Annotated in this window: 19 protein-coding genes; 3 read left to right on the top strand and 16 right to left on the bottom strand. The window is 41.6% G+C overall.

Going from position 1 to position 15845, the window contains the following annotated elements; genetic code table 11:
- Position 1: 1 nt before the first annotated feature.
- Together AC1U9Z_RS16125 and AC1U9Z_RS16120 are read left to right on the top strand one after the other, a co-directional pair.
- The gene (locus AC1U9Z_RS16125; protein ID WP_479958341.1) at positions 2-745 is read left to right on the top strand and encodes a PRC-barrel domain-containing protein; all 744 of its coding nucleotides are present in this window, start codon (positions 2-4) and stop codon (positions 743-745) included.
- Positions 738-2099 (top strand): VanW family protein, encoded by a 1362-nt coding sequence (locus tag AC1U9Z_RS16120; protein ID WP_333529113.1) that lies wholly within the window; start codon positions 738-740, stop codon positions 2097-2099. The genes AC1U9Z_RS16125 and AC1U9Z_RS16120 overlap by 8 nt, the downstream gene beginning before the upstream one ends.
- A 255-nt stretch (positions 2100-2354) precedes the next feature.
- Here the strand turns inward: AC1U9Z_RS16120 and AC1U9Z_RS16115 are convergent, their stop codons facing one another.
- The 5 genes from AC1U9Z_RS16115 to AC1U9Z_RS16095 form a co-directional block, all read right to left on the bottom strand.
- Positions 2355-2612, bottom strand: a complete 258-nt coding sequence (locus AC1U9Z_RS16115) for a hypothetical protein (RefSeq protein ID WP_333529112.1) — start codon at positions 2610-2612, stop codon at positions 2355-2357.
- A 758-nt stretch (positions 2613-3370) separates the two neighbouring features.
- Positions 3371-6124, bottom strand: a complete 2754-nt coding sequence (locus AC1U9Z_RS16110; protein ID WP_479958340.1) for a hypothetical protein — start codon at positions 6122-6124, stop codon at positions 3371-3373.
- Positions 6121-6357, bottom strand: coding sequence for a hypothetical protein (locus AC1U9Z_RS16105; protein ID WP_479958339.1), 237 nt, complete (start codon positions 6355-6357; stop codon positions 6121-6123). The genes AC1U9Z_RS16110 and AC1U9Z_RS16105 overlap by 4 nt, the downstream gene beginning before the upstream one ends.
- A 110-nt stretch (positions 6358-6467) precedes the next feature.
- Positions 6468-7010, bottom strand: coding sequence for a hypothetical protein (locus tag AC1U9Z_RS16100; RefSeq protein ID WP_479958338.1), 543 nt, complete (start codon positions 7008-7010; stop codon positions 6468-6470).
- 114 nt (positions 7011-7124) lie between these two features.
- Positions 7125-7523: a helix-turn-helix domain-containing protein gene (locus AC1U9Z_RS16095; protein WP_479958337.1), complete on the bottom strand. Its 399-nt coding sequence runs from the start codon at positions 7521-7523 to the stop codon at positions 7125-7127.
- A 70-nt stretch (positions 7524-7593) separates the two neighbouring features.
- On the opposite strand from AC1U9Z_RS16095, the gene AC1U9Z_RS16090 reads away from it, so the two are divergent.
- Positions 7594-7716 carry a hypothetical protein gene (locus tag AC1U9Z_RS16090; RefSeq protein WP_479958336.1) on the top strand — a complete coding sequence of 41 codons (123 nt, stop codon included), beginning with the start codon at positions 7594-7596 and terminating at the stop codon, positions 7714-7716.
- Between the two features lie 1702 nt (positions 7717-9418).
- Here the strand turns inward: AC1U9Z_RS16090 and AC1U9Z_RS16085 are convergent.
- The 11 genes from AC1U9Z_RS16085 to AC1U9Z_RS16035 all read right to left on the bottom strand — a co-directional run bounded on the left by AC1U9Z_RS16085 (position 9419) and on the right by AC1U9Z_RS16035 (position 15757).
- A complete protein-coding gene (locus tag AC1U9Z_RS16085) occupies positions 9419-10582 on the bottom strand; it encodes a helix-turn-helix domain-containing protein (protein ID WP_479958335.1) in 1164 nt (387 codons plus the stop codon).
- Entirely contained in the window at positions 10583-11266 is a 684-nt protein-coding gene (locus AC1U9Z_RS16080; protein ID WP_479958334.1) for a hypothetical protein, read from the bottom strand.
- 155 nt (positions 11267-11421) lie between these two features.
- Positions 11422-11682 carry an anaerobic ribonucleoside-triphosphate reductase gene (gene nrdD / locus AC1U9Z_RS16075; protein ID WP_479958333.1) on the bottom strand — a complete coding sequence of 87 codons (261 nt, stop codon included), beginning with the start codon at positions 11680-11682 and terminating at the stop codon, positions 11422-11424.
- A gap of 470 nt (positions 11683-12152) precedes the next feature.
- The gene (locus AC1U9Z_RS16070) at positions 12153-12344 is read right to left on the bottom strand and encodes a hypothetical protein (protein ID WP_479958332.1); all 192 of its coding nucleotides are present in this window, start codon (positions 12342-12344) and stop codon (positions 12153-12155) included.
- Between the two features lie 3 nt (positions 12345-12347).
- A complete protein-coding gene (locus tag AC1U9Z_RS16065) occupies positions 12348-12965 on the bottom strand; it encodes an N-acetylmuramoyl-L-alanine amidase (RefSeq protein WP_479958331.1) in 618 nt (205 codons plus the stop codon).
- Positions 12907-13164, bottom strand: coding sequence for a hypothetical protein (locus AC1U9Z_RS16060; protein WP_479958330.1), 258 nt, complete (start codon positions 13162-13164; stop codon positions 12907-12909). Before AC1U9Z_RS16060 ends, AC1U9Z_RS16065 begins: the two co-directional genes overlap by 59 nt.
- The gene (locus AC1U9Z_RS16055) at positions 13161-13337 is read right to left on the bottom strand and encodes a hypothetical protein (RefSeq protein ID WP_479958329.1); all 177 of its coding nucleotides are present in this window, start codon (positions 13335-13337) and stop codon (positions 13161-13163) included. The genes AC1U9Z_RS16060 and AC1U9Z_RS16055 overlap by 4 nt, the downstream gene beginning before the upstream one ends.
- Positions 13338-13429: 92 nt before the next feature.
- On the bottom strand, positions 13430-13576 hold the full coding sequence (locus AC1U9Z_RS16050) for a hypothetical protein (RefSeq protein WP_479958328.1): 147 nt from the start codon (positions 13574-13576) through the stop codon (positions 13430-13432).
- A 12-nt stretch (positions 13577-13588) separates the two neighbouring features.
- Entirely contained in the window at positions 13589-13882 is a 294-nt protein-coding gene (locus AC1U9Z_RS16045; protein WP_479958327.1) for a hypothetical protein, read from the bottom strand.
- Positions 13879-15135, bottom strand: coding sequence for a hypothetical protein (locus AC1U9Z_RS16040; RefSeq protein WP_479958326.1), 1257 nt, complete (start codon positions 15133-15135; stop codon positions 13879-13881). The genes AC1U9Z_RS16045 and AC1U9Z_RS16040 overlap by 4 nt, the downstream gene beginning before the upstream one ends.
- Before the next feature lie 4 nt (positions 15136-15139).
- Positions 15140-15757 (bottom strand): YmfQ family protein, encoded by a 618-nt coding sequence (locus AC1U9Z_RS16035; protein ID WP_479958325.1) that lies wholly within the window; start codon positions 15755-15757, stop codon positions 15140-15142.
- Positions 15758-15845 lie beyond the last annotated feature (88 nt).

Here is a 15845-nt window from a genome sequence, read left to right as displayed (position 1 = left end):
TGTGAAATTAAAAAGCAACATTGTAGGCTTGCCTGTTTTAAGCATTGTGGAGGTAGCTTCTCTGGGAAAGGTAGAAGAATTGGTAATTAATCCAAATACCGGCTCAGTGGACTATCTAATAATCGAACCCGAACAGTGGTATCTGGAACGAAGGGTAATTTCTATCCAGGATGTTCTAGGTATTGGAGAAGATGCTCTAACCACTGAAACCAAAGCAAAAGTTGTCAATATTACTGCTGTGCCCAATGCACTTGAACTGATCAGCAAGGGAGTTGCGGTCATCGGCTCTAAGGTTATTACAAAAAAGGGTCGAATCAACGGGCTCATTGATGAGCTTTCTATCGATGAAGAAACAGGTAAAATTCATGCCTGCCGCTGGGTCGCCACAGACAATTCAAGAACGGGCTATATTCCGACTAACCTTGTTGTTACCTTTGGTCAAGGCATGCTGGTGGTGGAAGAAAATTTTGACGTTGCTTTAGCAGAAGATCCTTCCCAGTTAATCGTAGCAGCCATTGAGAATACCGAGTCCGAAAAAACACCACCTGCCGTGCTGGAAGACCCTCTTAAGATATTTGAGGATAAGCAAAAGCAATACCTAATTGGTCGCACTGTTACCCTGGATATTATAGCAGATGATGGCCAGACAATAGCTAAAGAAGGTGACAAGATTACCCAGCAAATGGTGGACCGAGCTGTGACTGCTGACAAGTTTGTGGAGTTAACCCTAAACAACCGTGACTAAAATTAGGCTTATCTCCTTGGTTACCCTTGCCTTGGGTATTCAAATATGGGTTTGCATCAGCCTGTCCAGTGCTGCTATTCAATACTATTATCGGGATAGTCTGTTACCGGGAATCTCCGTGCAAGGCATTAATCTGGGCGGACTATCCCATCAAGCAGCTGTCAACAAACTTAAGGAATCTATTCCCTGGCCCAAGCCAGAAAGTCTGCTAATGTTAGTGGACCCCGAGGGACAGCCTACTTATATTTGTTATGGGGATATTGATTACACTTTAGATTATGATGCTACGGTAAGGAAGGCCTTCCTGTATAGCCAGAAGGCAGCCACCAGCTTGATGGATTTACCACGTGCCATCCGTAACAAAAAGGACCTTCCCCTGGTTAAGTCCTTTAACAAAGATTCTATAAATGAAATTCTTGAACGCCTTGCCGCTCAGTACAATGTGCCGGCTCAGAATTCTCAGCTTTCTTTTAGCGAAAATAACATTACCCTTTTTCAAGGTATTAAAGGCAGAACACTGGATAATACCGCCACCATTCATAAATTAATCATGCTGCCGCTAAACCAACACGAACTGGAACTCCAATTTAAGACCCTCGAGCCAGACATCAGCCCAGCGGATTTTAGTGGTATAAATGCCAGACTAGCCATGTTTATAACTCAATTTGACGCGGCCGACAGGGCCCGTACTCATAATATCCAATTAGCCAGCCAACTGGTTAATAACTTTATCCTACCACCAAAACAGGTCTTTTCATTAAACAAGGTCCTTGGTCCCCGAAGTAAGGAAAATGGCTACCTGCAAGCCCCTGTAATTGTTAACAATAGGCTAATTCCAGATTATGGTGGTGGTGTCTGCCAATTGGCTACAACTCTTTATAATGCTGTTTTATTGGCCAACTTAACAGTCGTGGAAAGGGTACCTCACTCGCTGCCCGTGGCCTATGCTCCTGGTGGCAGGGATGCCACCATCGCAGGGGATCTTATTGACTTTAAGTTTCTCAATAATACAGACTACCCCATTTTAATCACCAGTCAAATCCAGCAGGGAAACCTCCTGGTCAGTATTTTAGGTCACCGCCCCGGAGCGTCTGTCCGATTAATTAAACTTGAAACCACACGCTCCATTACCAAACCCGTACGAAACTATATGGAAGATAAAAACCTCCTGCCCGGTCAAGTGGTAATTTGCCGCCCGGGTCGAAATGGCTATCTTTTAAAAACCTACGAAGTGGTATACCAAAATGAAATAATAGTAGAAAAACGCCTTATCTCCGAATCAGAAGTAAAACCTGAGCCTGAACTAATTGCAGTGGGTCCCAAGGGTTTTACTAAAGATCAAATAGTAAAATAAAAATTACCAGCACATTATTTGCTGGTAATTTTTTATATTTAATGCTCCGGTCATCTCCAAACCCTCTCGGTAAGGATTGAGGCATTCTGACCCCTCATCCTCTGTACAGTGGTGGCAAAAAATAAGGAGACAGTCCTATTTTTCGTTTAGAGAAAGTACCCCATCGGGTACTTAATTTATTGGGAACGTAAAATACAACACACAAAATCCGGCCAATGACAGTCACATAGTATTTGCATGAACTACATTGTCTCATTAATCCCATACCCTTTCAAGTATCCATAGGCTCTGCTCTTGTACCAGGTCGCAATCTAAGTTTCTATCGGTGTAACAACGATAGCGTTCAAGGTAAGGATCCATGCCCATGCTTTGATACCATTGCCAATTCTGCTTGTCTATCTTATATGGGTAGCCCCTTTCTATCAGATACCAGTTGTCTTTCCACTTAAAACTAAGGGGCTGACCGTCGGGGCCGGGGTGGATTTCTACAGACTGTCGATACAATTTACACATACCAATCACCACCGCACATTTGTTTGGTTTGAGTATAGCAAACAAATGTGCGGTGTACAAGGTATAAATTTTGCTTTTACAGTAACATTTTGGACCGTTAACCATATTATACCATTAGGTGAATGCTTCTTTTACAATTTGCATTCTCTCCTTGGGAATAACCCCTAGTGGCACGGCTAGGGGTTATTCCTTTAGGAAATATTTGAGAACCCAAAAAATCTTAGTCGCCGTATAGAAAATCTAGCAAAGACATCTACTAAGGAGCGGGAAACAGCGATAAAGGCGGAGTATAATGAATGACCTCCCCCCATTGGGAGGGGATAAGGGGTGGGTTTACTGATGGCAGCTATCAGGGAAAGTCGAGAGTTCTTATACAACTTCCTATAAATGACTACCAACATGTCCTTGAGGATATGAATAAAGAAAATGCCAATAAATTAAATAGTACCCTTAAACCGTCAAAATAACCGTCAATTGACGGTGCGATAAATGAAAAAAGGGACTAGGTAAGTACCTAGTCCCTTGATTATGGTGCCCGGAGCCGGGGTCGAACCGGCACGAGGGGTAAACCTCGCAGGATTTTAAGTCCTTCAACTTGCCTTGATTTTACTGGTTTTAGGGAAGTAAACCATTGAAATTACTGGATTTCTTTTTGGCTAGTTAATAATCAACTTGGGTAAGTTGGGGTAGTTTTGGCGACATGTTGGCGATGTTCTGGCAATGTTTTACGCCCTTCCCCTCAGTGATTTGAAGGAGCATCATTTCTTATTCTTCTTGGCCTCCCGCTCTGCCTTTTTAGCTTCCTTTTCGGCCTCTTTCTGAGCATCAATTTCCGCCTGACGGTTCTCCCTCCAAAGCTCATCTTGGAGTGCAACCTGTCGTCTTTGAAGGATATGGCCTGACACCTCTTTCCATTCCCGACCATAAGTTTTTGAGCATTGTTCCCTACGATAACTTCTGTCCTTAACCATCCTTGGTGGGGCCTGCATTTGGCATATAAAAGTAGGCAACGAATCTGCCCCGGGAAGCTCCATCTTGCATGCTGCTACCCATCGCTTGGGTAATTGTTCGTAAAGTGTTTTAGCTTCGAGTGGCTTTAGCTTTTCGGCATGGTCAGTAAAAGTTTTCTGGTACTCAGTCTTAAAGAAATTAAAGAAAGGACCACCGGCATAGATGCCTGATTTGTACTTACCGAACTGTTCCGCTGAGTGGGCCAAGAACACCATTTTATTTCGATACTTCCGCGCCTCCACCCCGATCTCACCATCAAGCAAGGGGCCGGTGCCTTCCAGACAATTGTGCGGTTCATCGATGATAGTGTAAAATGGTTGCCGCTGGTTCTGCGTGGTGTCTAGTCTTGATAATGTGGCTAACCAAATTTTTGCCATTAGATAGGAGGCAACTCTGTTAACTCCATCCTTACCTAATTCAGCTTTGGGGACCCTGATACCAACAAAGTAACCATACTTGTCAATGGATGGATCCCCCATGGGGTTGTTATCCATCAACTCACGAAGGTCCAGAACAGGTTTGCCATTATCTTTAATTTTCTCAGGTTGGAGAAAGATGTTTGCCAGTGTCCGTTTTCCTGCAAGTAGATTTAGACGGTCTACTATGGGTTGGACTAATGTTTTGTCGGCAGCATTTACAGCCTTCCTCTGTAACTCTTGGAGGACGGCGACAACTTCTGGCTGGGATTGGATAAGTTGATCTGCTAGTAATTCTTCTCGGTAGACCGGTGAGGACAGAGCTAGAATAATATCCAGTAACCCCCGTTGTGGATCGGTCAGCACCCCCTTTCCGACCGGGGTAAGGAAATACTCCATGCGATCACTAAACTCTGATGTTGCTAGTTGGTTAATGAAGGTATAAAGATAATCGGTCATTTTTTCAGCTGCATCGAGAGCTGCTAGATCATCATCGCATAACTGTAATCCTCTAATAGCAACGTCAGTAAGAGTTAAAGGAATAGGCCACCTCTTGTCACCAAAGTCTAAGTCTAAACATTTCCAGTCTGGAAAATCTGCTGGTAGTGCATCCCTAGCGGTATCAATAGCTGCCCCATCTGCCATATCAAAGAAGAATACGGTTCTGCCATTTGTTACTCCGTGTACAGCCAGCACAATCCCCCTGCCAGTCTTTCCACATCCCATGTTTCCATAATTAATCTCTGCTTTGCACTCGATGTCGGCGTCACTGATTGGTAACATTGCCTTCCTGGTTATTCCCCTTTCGGTCACATCTCCCAGGGGGATTCCTTCTGTATTAAACAATTCCTCTGGTAAAACAACCTCCTGTATTTTGATACCGTTAACCTGAGGATAATCTTCCTGCAGTTCCCGGCCAGGAACTTGTATTAGTTTACCAGCTTCAGCAGTGGAAAGGGTGGAGTTATTCATTTTAACTTTCAGCCCGCCTTTAGTGGTAATCACTTCCAGCGTAGCCGCTTTAGCTTTCTTGTTTTTGATTTCCCGGGCCTGCAGTTCATTGTCAGAGGACAGATCTGCAAAAGCCCCTGCTAATGTTCTAGCTGTTACCTCTCTGGTGGCTTTGTCGTTAGATTGAGCAACTACCCAGAGATAAGTCCGTAAGGTTCCTATTTCTCCTTTTCGCTTTGTAGCTGGTTGGAGAGATTCAATAGCCAATGCACCAGCCTCTGGGTCTATTTCCTTTTGAGCATATCTGTTGGGTTGTGTATCGTTTTGGCTCTTCATTAGATCCGCGAGTCCTAACAGTAACTCCCTAATGATTTGCCCCAGTCCTACGGCTCCTAATTTTAATAATGCTCTACCGTCAGTAAAGTTTTTGGCCGGTTGCCTACCTTTTCTAAGTTGTTCCCATGCGTTTCTTTGGATTGTAGTCCATTCAGAGCGTCCCACCGGTTCGAAATAAGCAATTACCTTGGCTTTATCCCCAGGAGTTATAGTTTTGATTGTCTGTAAGAGTGAAGGGAGCGGGAGATTATCCTTTGCATCTACGTGGAGGCTATACATGTCATGCTTACGGTAAAAAAGCTCCATCAGGGTAGTGTTGGCTGGGTTCCATTGTTCCTGATACTCTTCGTCGATCTTAATTGTTGCTCGTTCCCAGATACCAGATAGTCTACGTAGCCATACCTGGGCGAGATCGGCCGGGACATTGAAAAGAAAGTTGATCTCTCCGTCGATGAACTCTATTTCCCAGCTTACACGATCTAGTGGACGGTACCGCAGTTTCCATCCATCCTCAATATAGAAACGGTCGAGCGGGATGCGGAATTGGTCTGCAATGGTCTTAGCGATATCCTCTGTGTGCCAATTTCTTACCGAAGTGTCCGGGCGAACCCGTATGACAGCACGGCCAGGATCTACAACTTTGTACAGCTCACCAAGACTGAAAGGCTTACGTTTTTTTACTTCCCAAAACTCAGCATCGATGATATTTTCGATTTGTCCTTCTTTCCTTGATTTACCACAAGGGAATATGTCCCTGTTCGGAAACCCAACTGTCCCAGGTCTATACTTTTCAATCATCTAAGGGCCACCCCCAGCATTTGAGTGATAACATACAACGCTAAGGAGAACAATACACCAGTCCTTGCCATTCGAAACCCAAACATAGTGAATAACAGTGAAATCATTGCCGCCATAATACAAATCTCGTAGCTATATTTGTAGAAAGCGATGCCAACGGCAGCCATCCCGGTTAATACACTGGCGGCTTTGACAAAGCCTAACCCTGCTAACCAGGCAATGATTGCAGGCATAACTATTTACCACCTTTCTTGTCATGGCATCCTTTCGGGCAACGTAAGCCTTTATGAATTTTAGCTCCACAAATACCGCATTTGATATTAACAGCCATTTCTTTTACCTCCTAACCAATTGGCAATAAGCTGAAAGAATTCTTGATCTGGAAAAAGGCAAATGGTATAAGATAAACCCCAATATACCCCAAGATAGACCATTTGATTTTGTCTTTGCCGCCGTAGTTACCAACTATGACCTCTATGAGGCCCCATATGGCCATGCCGATGCCGACTGGCAGGGCCAATTCCTGAAGCATTGCGATAACTGGTGATAAGGCAGAGCCAATACCCATACCACCAAATGATGTTGTTGCAGCAGGTACCGCAGAACTGATGGGGGATGTAGCTGTTACTCCAAACTGACCCGCCATTGCGTGAGCTGGTACTGCAGCAAGTAAATTGACACCGGTGAATACAGGATTAAAATTACTTTTAATTTTTTCTTTGACTTCGACCAGTTTTTCACGCAAAGTTATATTGTTTTTTGGTTCTTCAACCGGGGCCTCCTGATGGTAACTGGTAACGGGCTCCCAGGAGAAGGATTCTGTTTTTACCTGCATAGTTTCTTTTTGCCGGTCCTCAAAGACCTGGCCATTAATCTTAATGATCATGCCTTTCCCACCTTCCGATTTTTGGATTCGACAACTCAAATTTGCGTATTTGCTAATATCTATGCCTTGATGTTTGTCCAACATTACAAAAAAAGAAAACCTGTTTCAGGAAATTTACTCCTGCACAGGTTCAAGATAAAAAACTTCTTTAAGTTTACATGGATGATAATTTAAGGCATCTAACAGTAACAGGGCCACCGTTATAGACGGTACATATTTTCCTTTAATTATCCTGTTGAGGTATGTGGTATTAAGTCCTGTTTCCTGGCATATCTGTTTCTGAGTTTTGCCAGAGTGCTTGATAATGTTTTCCAAATCATTTTTGAGGATTACATCTTTACGTTTTACCGTATCTATTTTGGGTTCTCTTAAATAAGGTTCTAACCAAGATGCAAATATAAATTCTACAAAACTGCTTTCATTAAGATTTTCATTAAATTTTTTAGCCTTGGTAAATAAAGCACTTAAGATATCTTCCATTTCCTTAGGCAAGACTACATTATTTAAATTCATAGACACCGCCCCCTATTTATGTATATGCACATCCTAATGTGTTAATAATAACATTTGGAGGTGCTTTATTTTGCTTTGGTCAATTATTAAAAACACTAAGGATGCTCAGCAGAATCCAAAGGACTATGATCGTGATAGTTATGATATTAATAAAGCCGCCAAAGATATAGCTAGCGGCACTAAAAACAAGTAAACCAGGCGCAAAATGCCTGGTTTTTCATATGGTCAGAGATAGCCTATTAAGCTTCTGCGTTACTCCCTCGCCTGAGGTGCGTTACTCGAAGCATATGCTGTGTTTTTTGAAAATATGCTATTTTGAACGCGGATACCTGAAATAATTTAGTGTTAATTAAAGGCAATGCAAAACCGCTAAAGAGCAAATAGTTCCATACACGCCAAAGACCCGGCACCGGGCCAGGTCTTTAACGGAAAGTTATATTTTTGCCGCTAAGGCATGGGTTAGTTTACCCGGTGTAATGTCTTAGCATAACAGTAACATTTTGATCCTTTTACCATATTATACCAATAGGCAAGTGCCTTACTAACACATTAGTTTCTCTCCTTTTACAACCCCTAGTGCCCCTGGCTAGGGGTTATTGCTTTTTGACTTATCGGTATAGTTGATCGTACAGTGGGAAAAGTGAATATATTGTCATATTTTGTTTGTAAATTTTCCGTTTTGCTCTTGAATGATAGGGAGCCATACAAAGAAAAACTTCCTAAACTCTTTTGTTCTAGGAAGAATATTGGTATTTATAATTGCATATGGATTTTGTAGGGCTATTTTTTCAGGGGAAGGTGATCAAAAAAATTGCATTAAATGAACTAGGTCAGTTTCTTAGTGGCATTTCATCCTTTGCGTCCATAATTTGGGTAATTTCCCAAGCCAAACCGATTGCTGCAATTTTCTTTGTCGTGGCAGTAATTCTTTTTCTATGTTTTTGGTAGCCATTACCACAGCAAAGCCTGGCGGGTCACGACCGCTGGGTTTTGCTATTCTTGATCCGTATCACAATTGTAATACATATCCTTCTGTTTTTAATGTATGCTCTTTAAACTTATTAAATTACAAAAATAATAGTAACATCCAACATATCTCTGAACACAGTGTAGCAAGACCATTATTATTTGCTTTCCTTCAAAAAATACACGAAAATGTCTTTGTAATAAACAAGTTAAAGGTACCGAGTTGGATATAACCGGAGAGATAAACACAGATAATAAAATAATAATATATTTGATAAATAGGAGGCACGTCAACCCATAATAATCCTGTTGCTACTGAGGTAAATTTTTGCTAAGATAACTATCGAACAAAGGAACGTCCGGACTTCTCCTTATCTTTTTTAAGAGAGGAGGAATATACGTGCGCAAATTCGATCTTTTTGAATTTATTGGATTGCTCATAGTTCTGGTATTAATCCTGGACTATGCAAACAAGTAAGCTTTACCAGGGGAAGGCTGAAGGGCCGGAACCTGATTCGACAAAGAGATAAAATAATAGTAATATAAAAAATCAACTACGGAAATCGTAGTTTTTTGCATTTATAGGGGCTCTTACCTTTTGCTGGTGGTTATATGACATGTAACAGATGCAAAATATTATAGCCAAGTAGATAACTATTGCTTTAATTTGGGAAACTGTACATAAAATAGCTCTAAAAAGGGTGAATTAACTGAATAAATTGGCTGTGTTGACAGGTGTCCCCAGGATATTAAAAGTATAATATAATTTTTTGTAAGGGATGACTATAAAAAAACGATATGACACAGGCTAGACCCTTGAAAAATACTGGTTATAACAAAAGCGAAAAATATTAACAAACTGACCTTGCGATATTGGCATGGTCTTTTGTATTTTTATAGGAGAATAAAAAACCCACCGGGTGGGTGGGTTAGTAGTTATTATCATTAATTAGAGTTAGCCTCGTAACGTTTCTTCTTCTTTCTAGTAAATTCTTTGGAAGAAAACATAAGGAATCTATTTCCTCCTTATTATATCCCAACTCATTTAATATTTCATCAGGAGACACAATGTTATTGTCGATTAATAACTCAAAAGCCTGCTTAAATAAATATGGTTGTTCGAACGGTATAATATCATCTAATGGCTCATTTCTCCAGTATTGTTTTTTTGTCATTTGGGCATTAAGGTACCTAATTTGGCTATCTGTGAGAAGGTTTAATTTCTCGCACCTTTTAATCATAGCACTTATCGATACTTTCCATCTTCTCTTTAAGAAAACAAAATGTTCTAATGACGTAGACATAACTTCTTGCGAAAATGAATTGCTTGGTAATAAAAAAGCTCCGGCAAAATAATTAGCTTCATCTTCGATTCTATCGAGTATTTCTTTTTTTACTATACCTTCCTGGTCAATATTAGGGTGTAGTATTAAATGGCCGAGTTCGTGTGCTAAATCAAACCGTGATCGAACCGCTGACTTATCTGATCCCAAGATAATATATGGTATATTATTATAATGTTGAGAGAACGCATCTACCTTTTTGCTTCCAAAGACTAGTCTGCATATTATGAACCCTTTATCCTGTAGCAATTCCACCATATTATCAACTGGCACCTTTGAAATTCCCCAATGATCCCTAAGTTTTAAGGCATTTTCTTCAATTAAAGCATAGTCAACTTCATTGAAATAATCAAATCGCGGAAGATCTATTACTGGAAAATTTATATATTTTTTTAGAAAATGATGTATTTCATCAGCCCAATGAACACGATATTTGTAAGCCTCTTTTAGTTTTTTAGGCGTGCTCTTCATGCTTCTGAAATATACAGCACTATTTACGTAATTAGGGTTAATATTATCTTTGGGTTTCAAAAAGAAGTTTAACGGAAATTTAAGGGTATCCACCATGTTCATTAATACCGCCATACTGGGAGTTGAGCTACCAAGCTCGTATTGGGATATCGCTTGGCTGGTAACCCCTAATAACTCAGAGAGATCTGTCAAAGAATAGCCCCGGGAAACTCTGGCTTCTCTTACTCTGGCTGGTACAATCTTTTTATTGATGCCTAATTCCGTAACCTTCCCTTTCATTTAAACATCTTCCTTTTTAATTAACTTTATTTTCTGTAGCACTTCATCTTTTATGAAAGCTACTTTTTTCTCGGTATCACCTTTTATATCTGCCTGATTGCTATATAGCCTAAATTCTGATTTTAGGTCACACGCTTTTTCAAAGGCAGTCATTTTGTAGTTTGGAACAATTAAATTGACAAAGCCTATATTACCATGTTTATAGCCGTATGTCAGGAGTAAATAATAATGTTCATTCTTAACGAATAAATTGTTCGAGCTATCTACTTCGAGAAACAGTGATTCTTCTATAAACCTATTGTTCCGGCAATTCTTAAGCCTATACTTTGACCTATTAGGAAAAGCATATTCGTCACGCGCTTTACCAACGTTAATAGTAATATTTCCGCGAATCAAATTAAGACTTTTATACTTGAAATTATTAACCATTTGGGCATCACATTGAAACGGAAAATTACTGCTAACCATGTCTGACTCAAATTGACGAAACACCATGTAGTTTAATAACCAACCATTAAGGTTTTGAATGAAGGCCGAGTCAAATGTCTTAAAATGTTCATATACAAATTCTTGATAGGCTCGTACACCGCTTTCGATTAGGGGATACAACTGTGCTCTGATATGTATTGGCAATTCGTTTTTGATTAACTCATCAGCATTGTTGTAAAATTTTATTTCAAACACTCTCCTACCCTAGTATTCACCTATCAAATATTTTAGTATAAATCATCATTTTCATCAAGTGGTTTTGTAAAATTAATAAAGAATGACAATTCGCCATATTATTACCCTATACACCACAAAAATAAAACACCCCCACCTATCGGCAGGGGCCAAGCCTAACTATGCACCACTCTATCCCTTAACTCTTCCTGTTTTGCATCATTGAACCTATCCGCTGTGCTCAAATACCCAGTGATACGCCTGACCCGGCGAATATTAGATTTTGCCCATGTCTTAACTTCTAACTCCTCAGGGTTTACCACTGATATTTCAATAGTGCCTACTTCCTTGCCCATTGTTGCAAGGCGTTCTTTTTCTTCTGCGATTATGGCATCTATTTCTTTTTGGCTGACATTACCGTTAACGGTTATTTTCATAATTTAATGCACCCCACTTTTAGTTTAGTAGATTTTACCACCCAGATATTACACAAACGTTACAGAAATAAAAATAGCCCCCACCCGAAGGCAGGGGCTTTGATTATTATTTAGTACTTATAGTTTATTGCTGCATCCAAACAATCTCCAGTGACAATTGCGTTATTAAACGCGCAAAAAATGGCTCCAATAATAACGATTGCGCTAACAATTTTCACTATATTCACTTTCCAATACCTCCTTTTATTTCATTTTACCATCCTTGTCTAGTAAAAAATGTCGATATTGCAAAGCAAAAAAGCCCCGGGTTTCCCCGGGGCTAGTCAACTACTTAATATTTAGTTCGGTATCATAAATTTTACAGCCATTGGACAGGTAATATCTGCAGGTCCCGCAATTCTCCTTGGGTATACTCTCAAACGGACCGGGAGCGTAGTTATCCACCAGCTCCCACCACTCACAAGACCGACTCACTTCCCCGCTGCCTTGCCATCAACGTAGGACTCACCTATGATAAATAGCCCCACGGCACTCCCAACTGCGGCGTACGCTTCATAACTGATGGGCCAGCCAAAAACTTCGCTGGCCAAAATAAATGCTGCGTAAAATGCAGCAGATAAAAACTTGCGACTTTTAAGCCGGGTTAAAAAATCCCTTTGCATCTGCTACACCTCCATGCTGGCCGTCTTTGTTTCTGCGTTCCACGCCAGACTTGCACCTAGCAGGTTTGACAGCTCCCGAATCTGCACCCACTGGCCAGATAGCTTAGCCTCTACCCTGCCGGCGTTGTTGCGGATAGGTACGGCTGTATCTTTGCCGTTGATTAGTAACCGCAAGTCCTGCCCTGCTAACATTTGCCTTAGTTGCAGCCAGGGAAACAGTTTCCCCGGGCACTCACTCGGGCCCGCATCGCTATGACCAATCACAGGGATGTTGCCATACTTGCCCTGCAGGTGCCGCACTAGATCAACCAAGGCCCCCATTTGCGCTGGAGATGGTACGCTCTTGGAGAAATTGCCCGCTAGGCAGATTCCTATACTATCGCTATTAGCCCCGACCACATGCGACCCTATGGCGTGTTCCGGGCGGCCCCTTTGGATTTCTCCGTTTGTTCTGATTAGATAATGATACCCAATGCCTGACCAGCCATTGTTTAAATGCCATCCGTGTACTGTTTGCGCGTCAACGTCGCCGTTAGTCGCTGCGTGATGAATAATGATTCGTTTAGTTGATTTCCTTGGCGTTAGGCTGCTGAAGCTGAGATTCGTTTCCGTTATTTTCATTTAATACACCTCTATCTATTTTTTTCTTGCGTATACCTGCTAACATCCACAATTCACCCGTCGTAAAAGCAAACCACGCCGCTATTAAGGCCGTCGGCTCTGAACCTACCCGCAGAAACGCATATAGTACAGCGGCGGTAAAAGCTACATTCAGCAATACCACCGCCGTTACAATCACCTTTGAAAACTTATTTTTCATTTTAGCAGCCACCCCACTGCTGCGGTAAGTAGCGAAATCAAAGCGGTTGCCCAAGTTGGTAGTCGCTTTGATAGGTCCTCTTTTATTTTCCGCATGTCATCTTTAAGCTCGGTCACGTCACTGAACAGTGTTTTGATTTGTTCCTGCAACCGGGCAACATCCTCATTACCCAAATCCCCCACCTCCCGGTAACAATTGCCCCTGATTAAAGGGCATAAAAATACCGCCCATTCACCCGGGGCGGTTACGACGCATTTTAAGTCTGTTATGCAGTAAGTTTGGGGGTTGCTAAGATGCTTTCTTTTTCAGCTGAGGTGATATAATCCTTCTGTACTGCAGTTTCTAACTGTGCCTCTGTTACGGTGCTGTTAACCCAGCACATCAAAAAATAGTTGAATAATCTACTAGCCATATGTTAGCCTCCTTATAGTCCAAGCAGGAAGTTAATAGTTTCCTGCATAGCTTTGTTTTGTTCTTCCAAGTTTTTTATTTTTTCATCTGGGGAAGGGGGGATAAGGTGTCGAACATCCGTAAAATTACCTAACGTATCACCAACCTGCAAGTCTGTTTTATCAACAATACAATAGTCAGCAACAGTTAAATCAATTCCTCTTATGCTACTATCTACACCAGTTATGCTGTCAGATGTGTAACTTTGCACATCTTCGACGATGGCGACTATTTTTTTATCTTCTTTTTGGTAGACAATACCTATCATCTAATTACTCCACCCCCAGTCGTATACTCCGCCGTAGTTCCGCTTGGTTGTGTTCCTGTTTTGCCTATCGTTGAGTTACCATAGGCAGTTAGACTGTAAGTATTTCCATTACCACTGTTGCTCCCTGACATCACCTTAGAATTTCTATGTGCCGCAATTGCCATTTGCTTGTTAGAGATATTACAATTTGTAATACTAACATTCGCCGAGGCAGTTAATATACCGTTACTATCTGTTATTGTCGTCATGCTACACTCAAGTATTTGTGCATCCATACATGCAGTTATGTTATTCGTTGCCGTACTTGTAAAGTTAATGCCAATAAGCAATACTGTTATGGCACTATTAGCTAACTGAAAAGCCAATACATTATAACTATTTGATTGTGACAAAACATTAGCACCTTGTATTTTAAGCATACCCCTCCCAACATAACCATTAAGAATTATTGTTTCTGAGTAAGTACCTGGTGCTATATTAATGACCACGGTGTGGTTAATAATCTTTGGCAGTTTATTAACTGCTGCCATGATAGTTTTAAAAGCATTTCCGCTTGCTAGACCGTTATTTGCATCATTACCAGTTGCAGCATTAACGTAGTAAGTTAAATCTTGAGTTGTCGCATAATCGGCCAAATGCGTACTAAGGTTTGCCTGTACTGCATCCACCGTGTCCTTCCGGGCAATATCATCCGCTGCAGAAGGTGCAGCCACCTTTGCCCGTCCAGCGGCATCACGAATTATCATCTTATTAGCTGTGGCCGCCGAAGTTGCACCATGGGCTGTTGTGGTATTGTTGGCATGAGTATCTACCTTCGTTTGCGCTCCGGCAGGCGTTTCTTTGGCGTTCCAGTTCGCTTTCTCAGTGTCAGTTACAAACCTGTTAGAAGCATCCTGGGAAATAATTGACGCTGGGTGATTAGCCGGGTGGGTATAGTTATTAGCTCCAGTTGCAATACCTGCCAACTTAGTTCTTTCAGCATCTGTCATGAATCGTTTATCTACAGCTTCTGTTATCATGCTAGCAGGATGGGTAGCAGGATGAGTATAGTTGTTAGCCCCCGTTGCGATACCTGCTAGTTTATTTTTTTCCGCAGTGGTAAAACTTTCGTCGGATAACCCCTTACCCGTTACCTTATCAACTTTTCCCGCCACCGCTAGATCTAGGATGTCTGCATTTTCGTTTAGATCGTCAATATTTACAATGTCTGTGCCTTCAGGCTTCTTTAAATTTAAGTTCCCGGTATATTTCATCTCATCACGCCCCTTCGTAAGTTTTTAGTTCGTTCCAAGTTTTTTGTTCAGCCTGATTCCAAGTTAATCCCCCCAGCATATTCCATACCGTGTACGTGTACTTAAACTCGCAAACTAAATGGGCTGGCTTAATATCTTCCAGCATAGCTATAAACCCAGCCATGTTTGGCGGAATTCCCTTGATGCCAATGAACTGTACCACAAACCGACATTCCTCTGGGTATTCAATTACAGCCACCTCGCCGCCAGAAAAGGCAGTGGCAACGTTTTTGATCATTTCCTTAGTTGTCGTACCGGCCCCCCGCAACTTCGCCAGGATGATTTCCCGCCTGCGCTCGTAGGATTTAGATCGGTCTGTTGTCAGTCCTAGTTCCCGTTCCCATAAATCCAGCCCCCATGTAGCAGTTTTAACAAAAAACTGCCAAAGAAGATCATCGACAGCGTAACGGAGTTTACCCAACTCCTCCGCATTAGCCTGTTGGATTGCTAACATTTCACCTTTTTCACGACTGTAGTATGGAGGGAGGTACTGCATCAGGTCGGGGGTAGGGATTTCCGGCTGATCACTACCTGCATCATCGCTGAATATCCGTGTCCCATATAAAAACTCACCGTATGTCATGCCGTTACACCCCCCTGAGTTGGTTCCAGGTTAAAGGGCCTTTAGGCATTGCATTGGCATCTATAGCTTGTTTCACTCTTTGAGCAGT

The sequence above is a fragment of the Desulfotomaculum sp. genome, from assembly GCF_982386235.1.
Note: the sequence above shows the minus strand (reverse complement) of the source record. Positions and strands in the feature narration are given on the sequence as shown.

Excerpts from the sequence above, each read along its gene's own strand:
- AC1U9Z_RS16115 (WP_333529112.1), bottom strand. The coding sequence starts at position 2,612 with ATGTGTAAATTGTATCGACAGTCTGTAGAAATCCACCCCGGCCCCGAC.
- AC1U9Z_RS16110 (WP_479958340.1), bottom strand. The coding sequence starts at position 6,124 with ATGATTGAAAAGTATAGACCTGGGACAGTTGGGTTTCCGAACAGGGAC.
- AC1U9Z_RS16105 (WP_479958339.1), bottom strand. The coding sequence starts at position 6,357 with ATGCCTGCAATCATTGCCTGGTTAGCAGGGTTAGGCTTTGTCAAAGCC.
- AC1U9Z_RS16100 (WP_479958338.1), bottom strand. The coding sequence starts at position 7,010 with ATGATCATTAAGATTAATGGCCAGGTCTTTGAGGACCGGCAAAAAGAA.
- AC1U9Z_RS16095 (WP_479958337.1), bottom strand. The coding sequence starts at position 7,523 with ATGAATTTAAATAATGTAGTCTTGCCTAAGGAAATGGAAGATATCTTA.
- AC1U9Z_RS16085 (WP_479958335.1), bottom strand. The coding sequence starts at position 10,582 with ATGAAAGGGAAGGTTACGGAATTAGGCATCAATAAAAAGATTGTACCA.
- nrdD (WP_479958333.1), bottom strand. The coding sequence starts at position 11,682 with ATGAAAATAACCGTTAACGGTAATGTCAGCCAAAAAGAAATAGATGCC.
- AC1U9Z_RS16070 (WP_479958332.1), bottom strand. The coding sequence starts at position 12,344 with ATGCAAAGGGATTTTTTAACCCGGCTTAAAAGTCGCAAGTTTTTATCT.
- AC1U9Z_RS16065 (WP_479958331.1), bottom strand. The coding sequence starts at position 12,965 with ATGAAAATAACGGAAACGAATCTCAGCTTCAGCAGCCTAACGCCAAGG.
- AC1U9Z_RS16060 (WP_479958330.1), bottom strand. The coding sequence starts at position 13,164 with ATGAAAAATAAGTTTTCAAAGGTGATTGTAACGGCGGTGGTATTGCTG.
- AC1U9Z_RS16050 (WP_479958328.1), bottom strand. The coding sequence starts at position 13,576 with ATGGCTAGTAGATTATTCAACTATTTTTTGATGTGCTGGGTTAACAGC.
- AC1U9Z_RS16045 (WP_479958327.1), bottom strand. The coding sequence starts at position 13,882 with ATGATAGGTATTGTCTACCAAAAAGAAGATAAAAAAATAGTCGCCATC.
- AC1U9Z_RS16040 (WP_479958326.1), bottom strand. The coding sequence starts at position 15,135 with ATGAAATATACCGGGAACTTAAATTTAAAGAAGCCTGAAGGCACAGAC.
- AC1U9Z_RS16035 (WP_479958325.1), bottom strand. The coding sequence starts at position 15,757 with ATGACATACGGTGAGTTTTTATATGGGACACGGATATTCAGCGATGAT.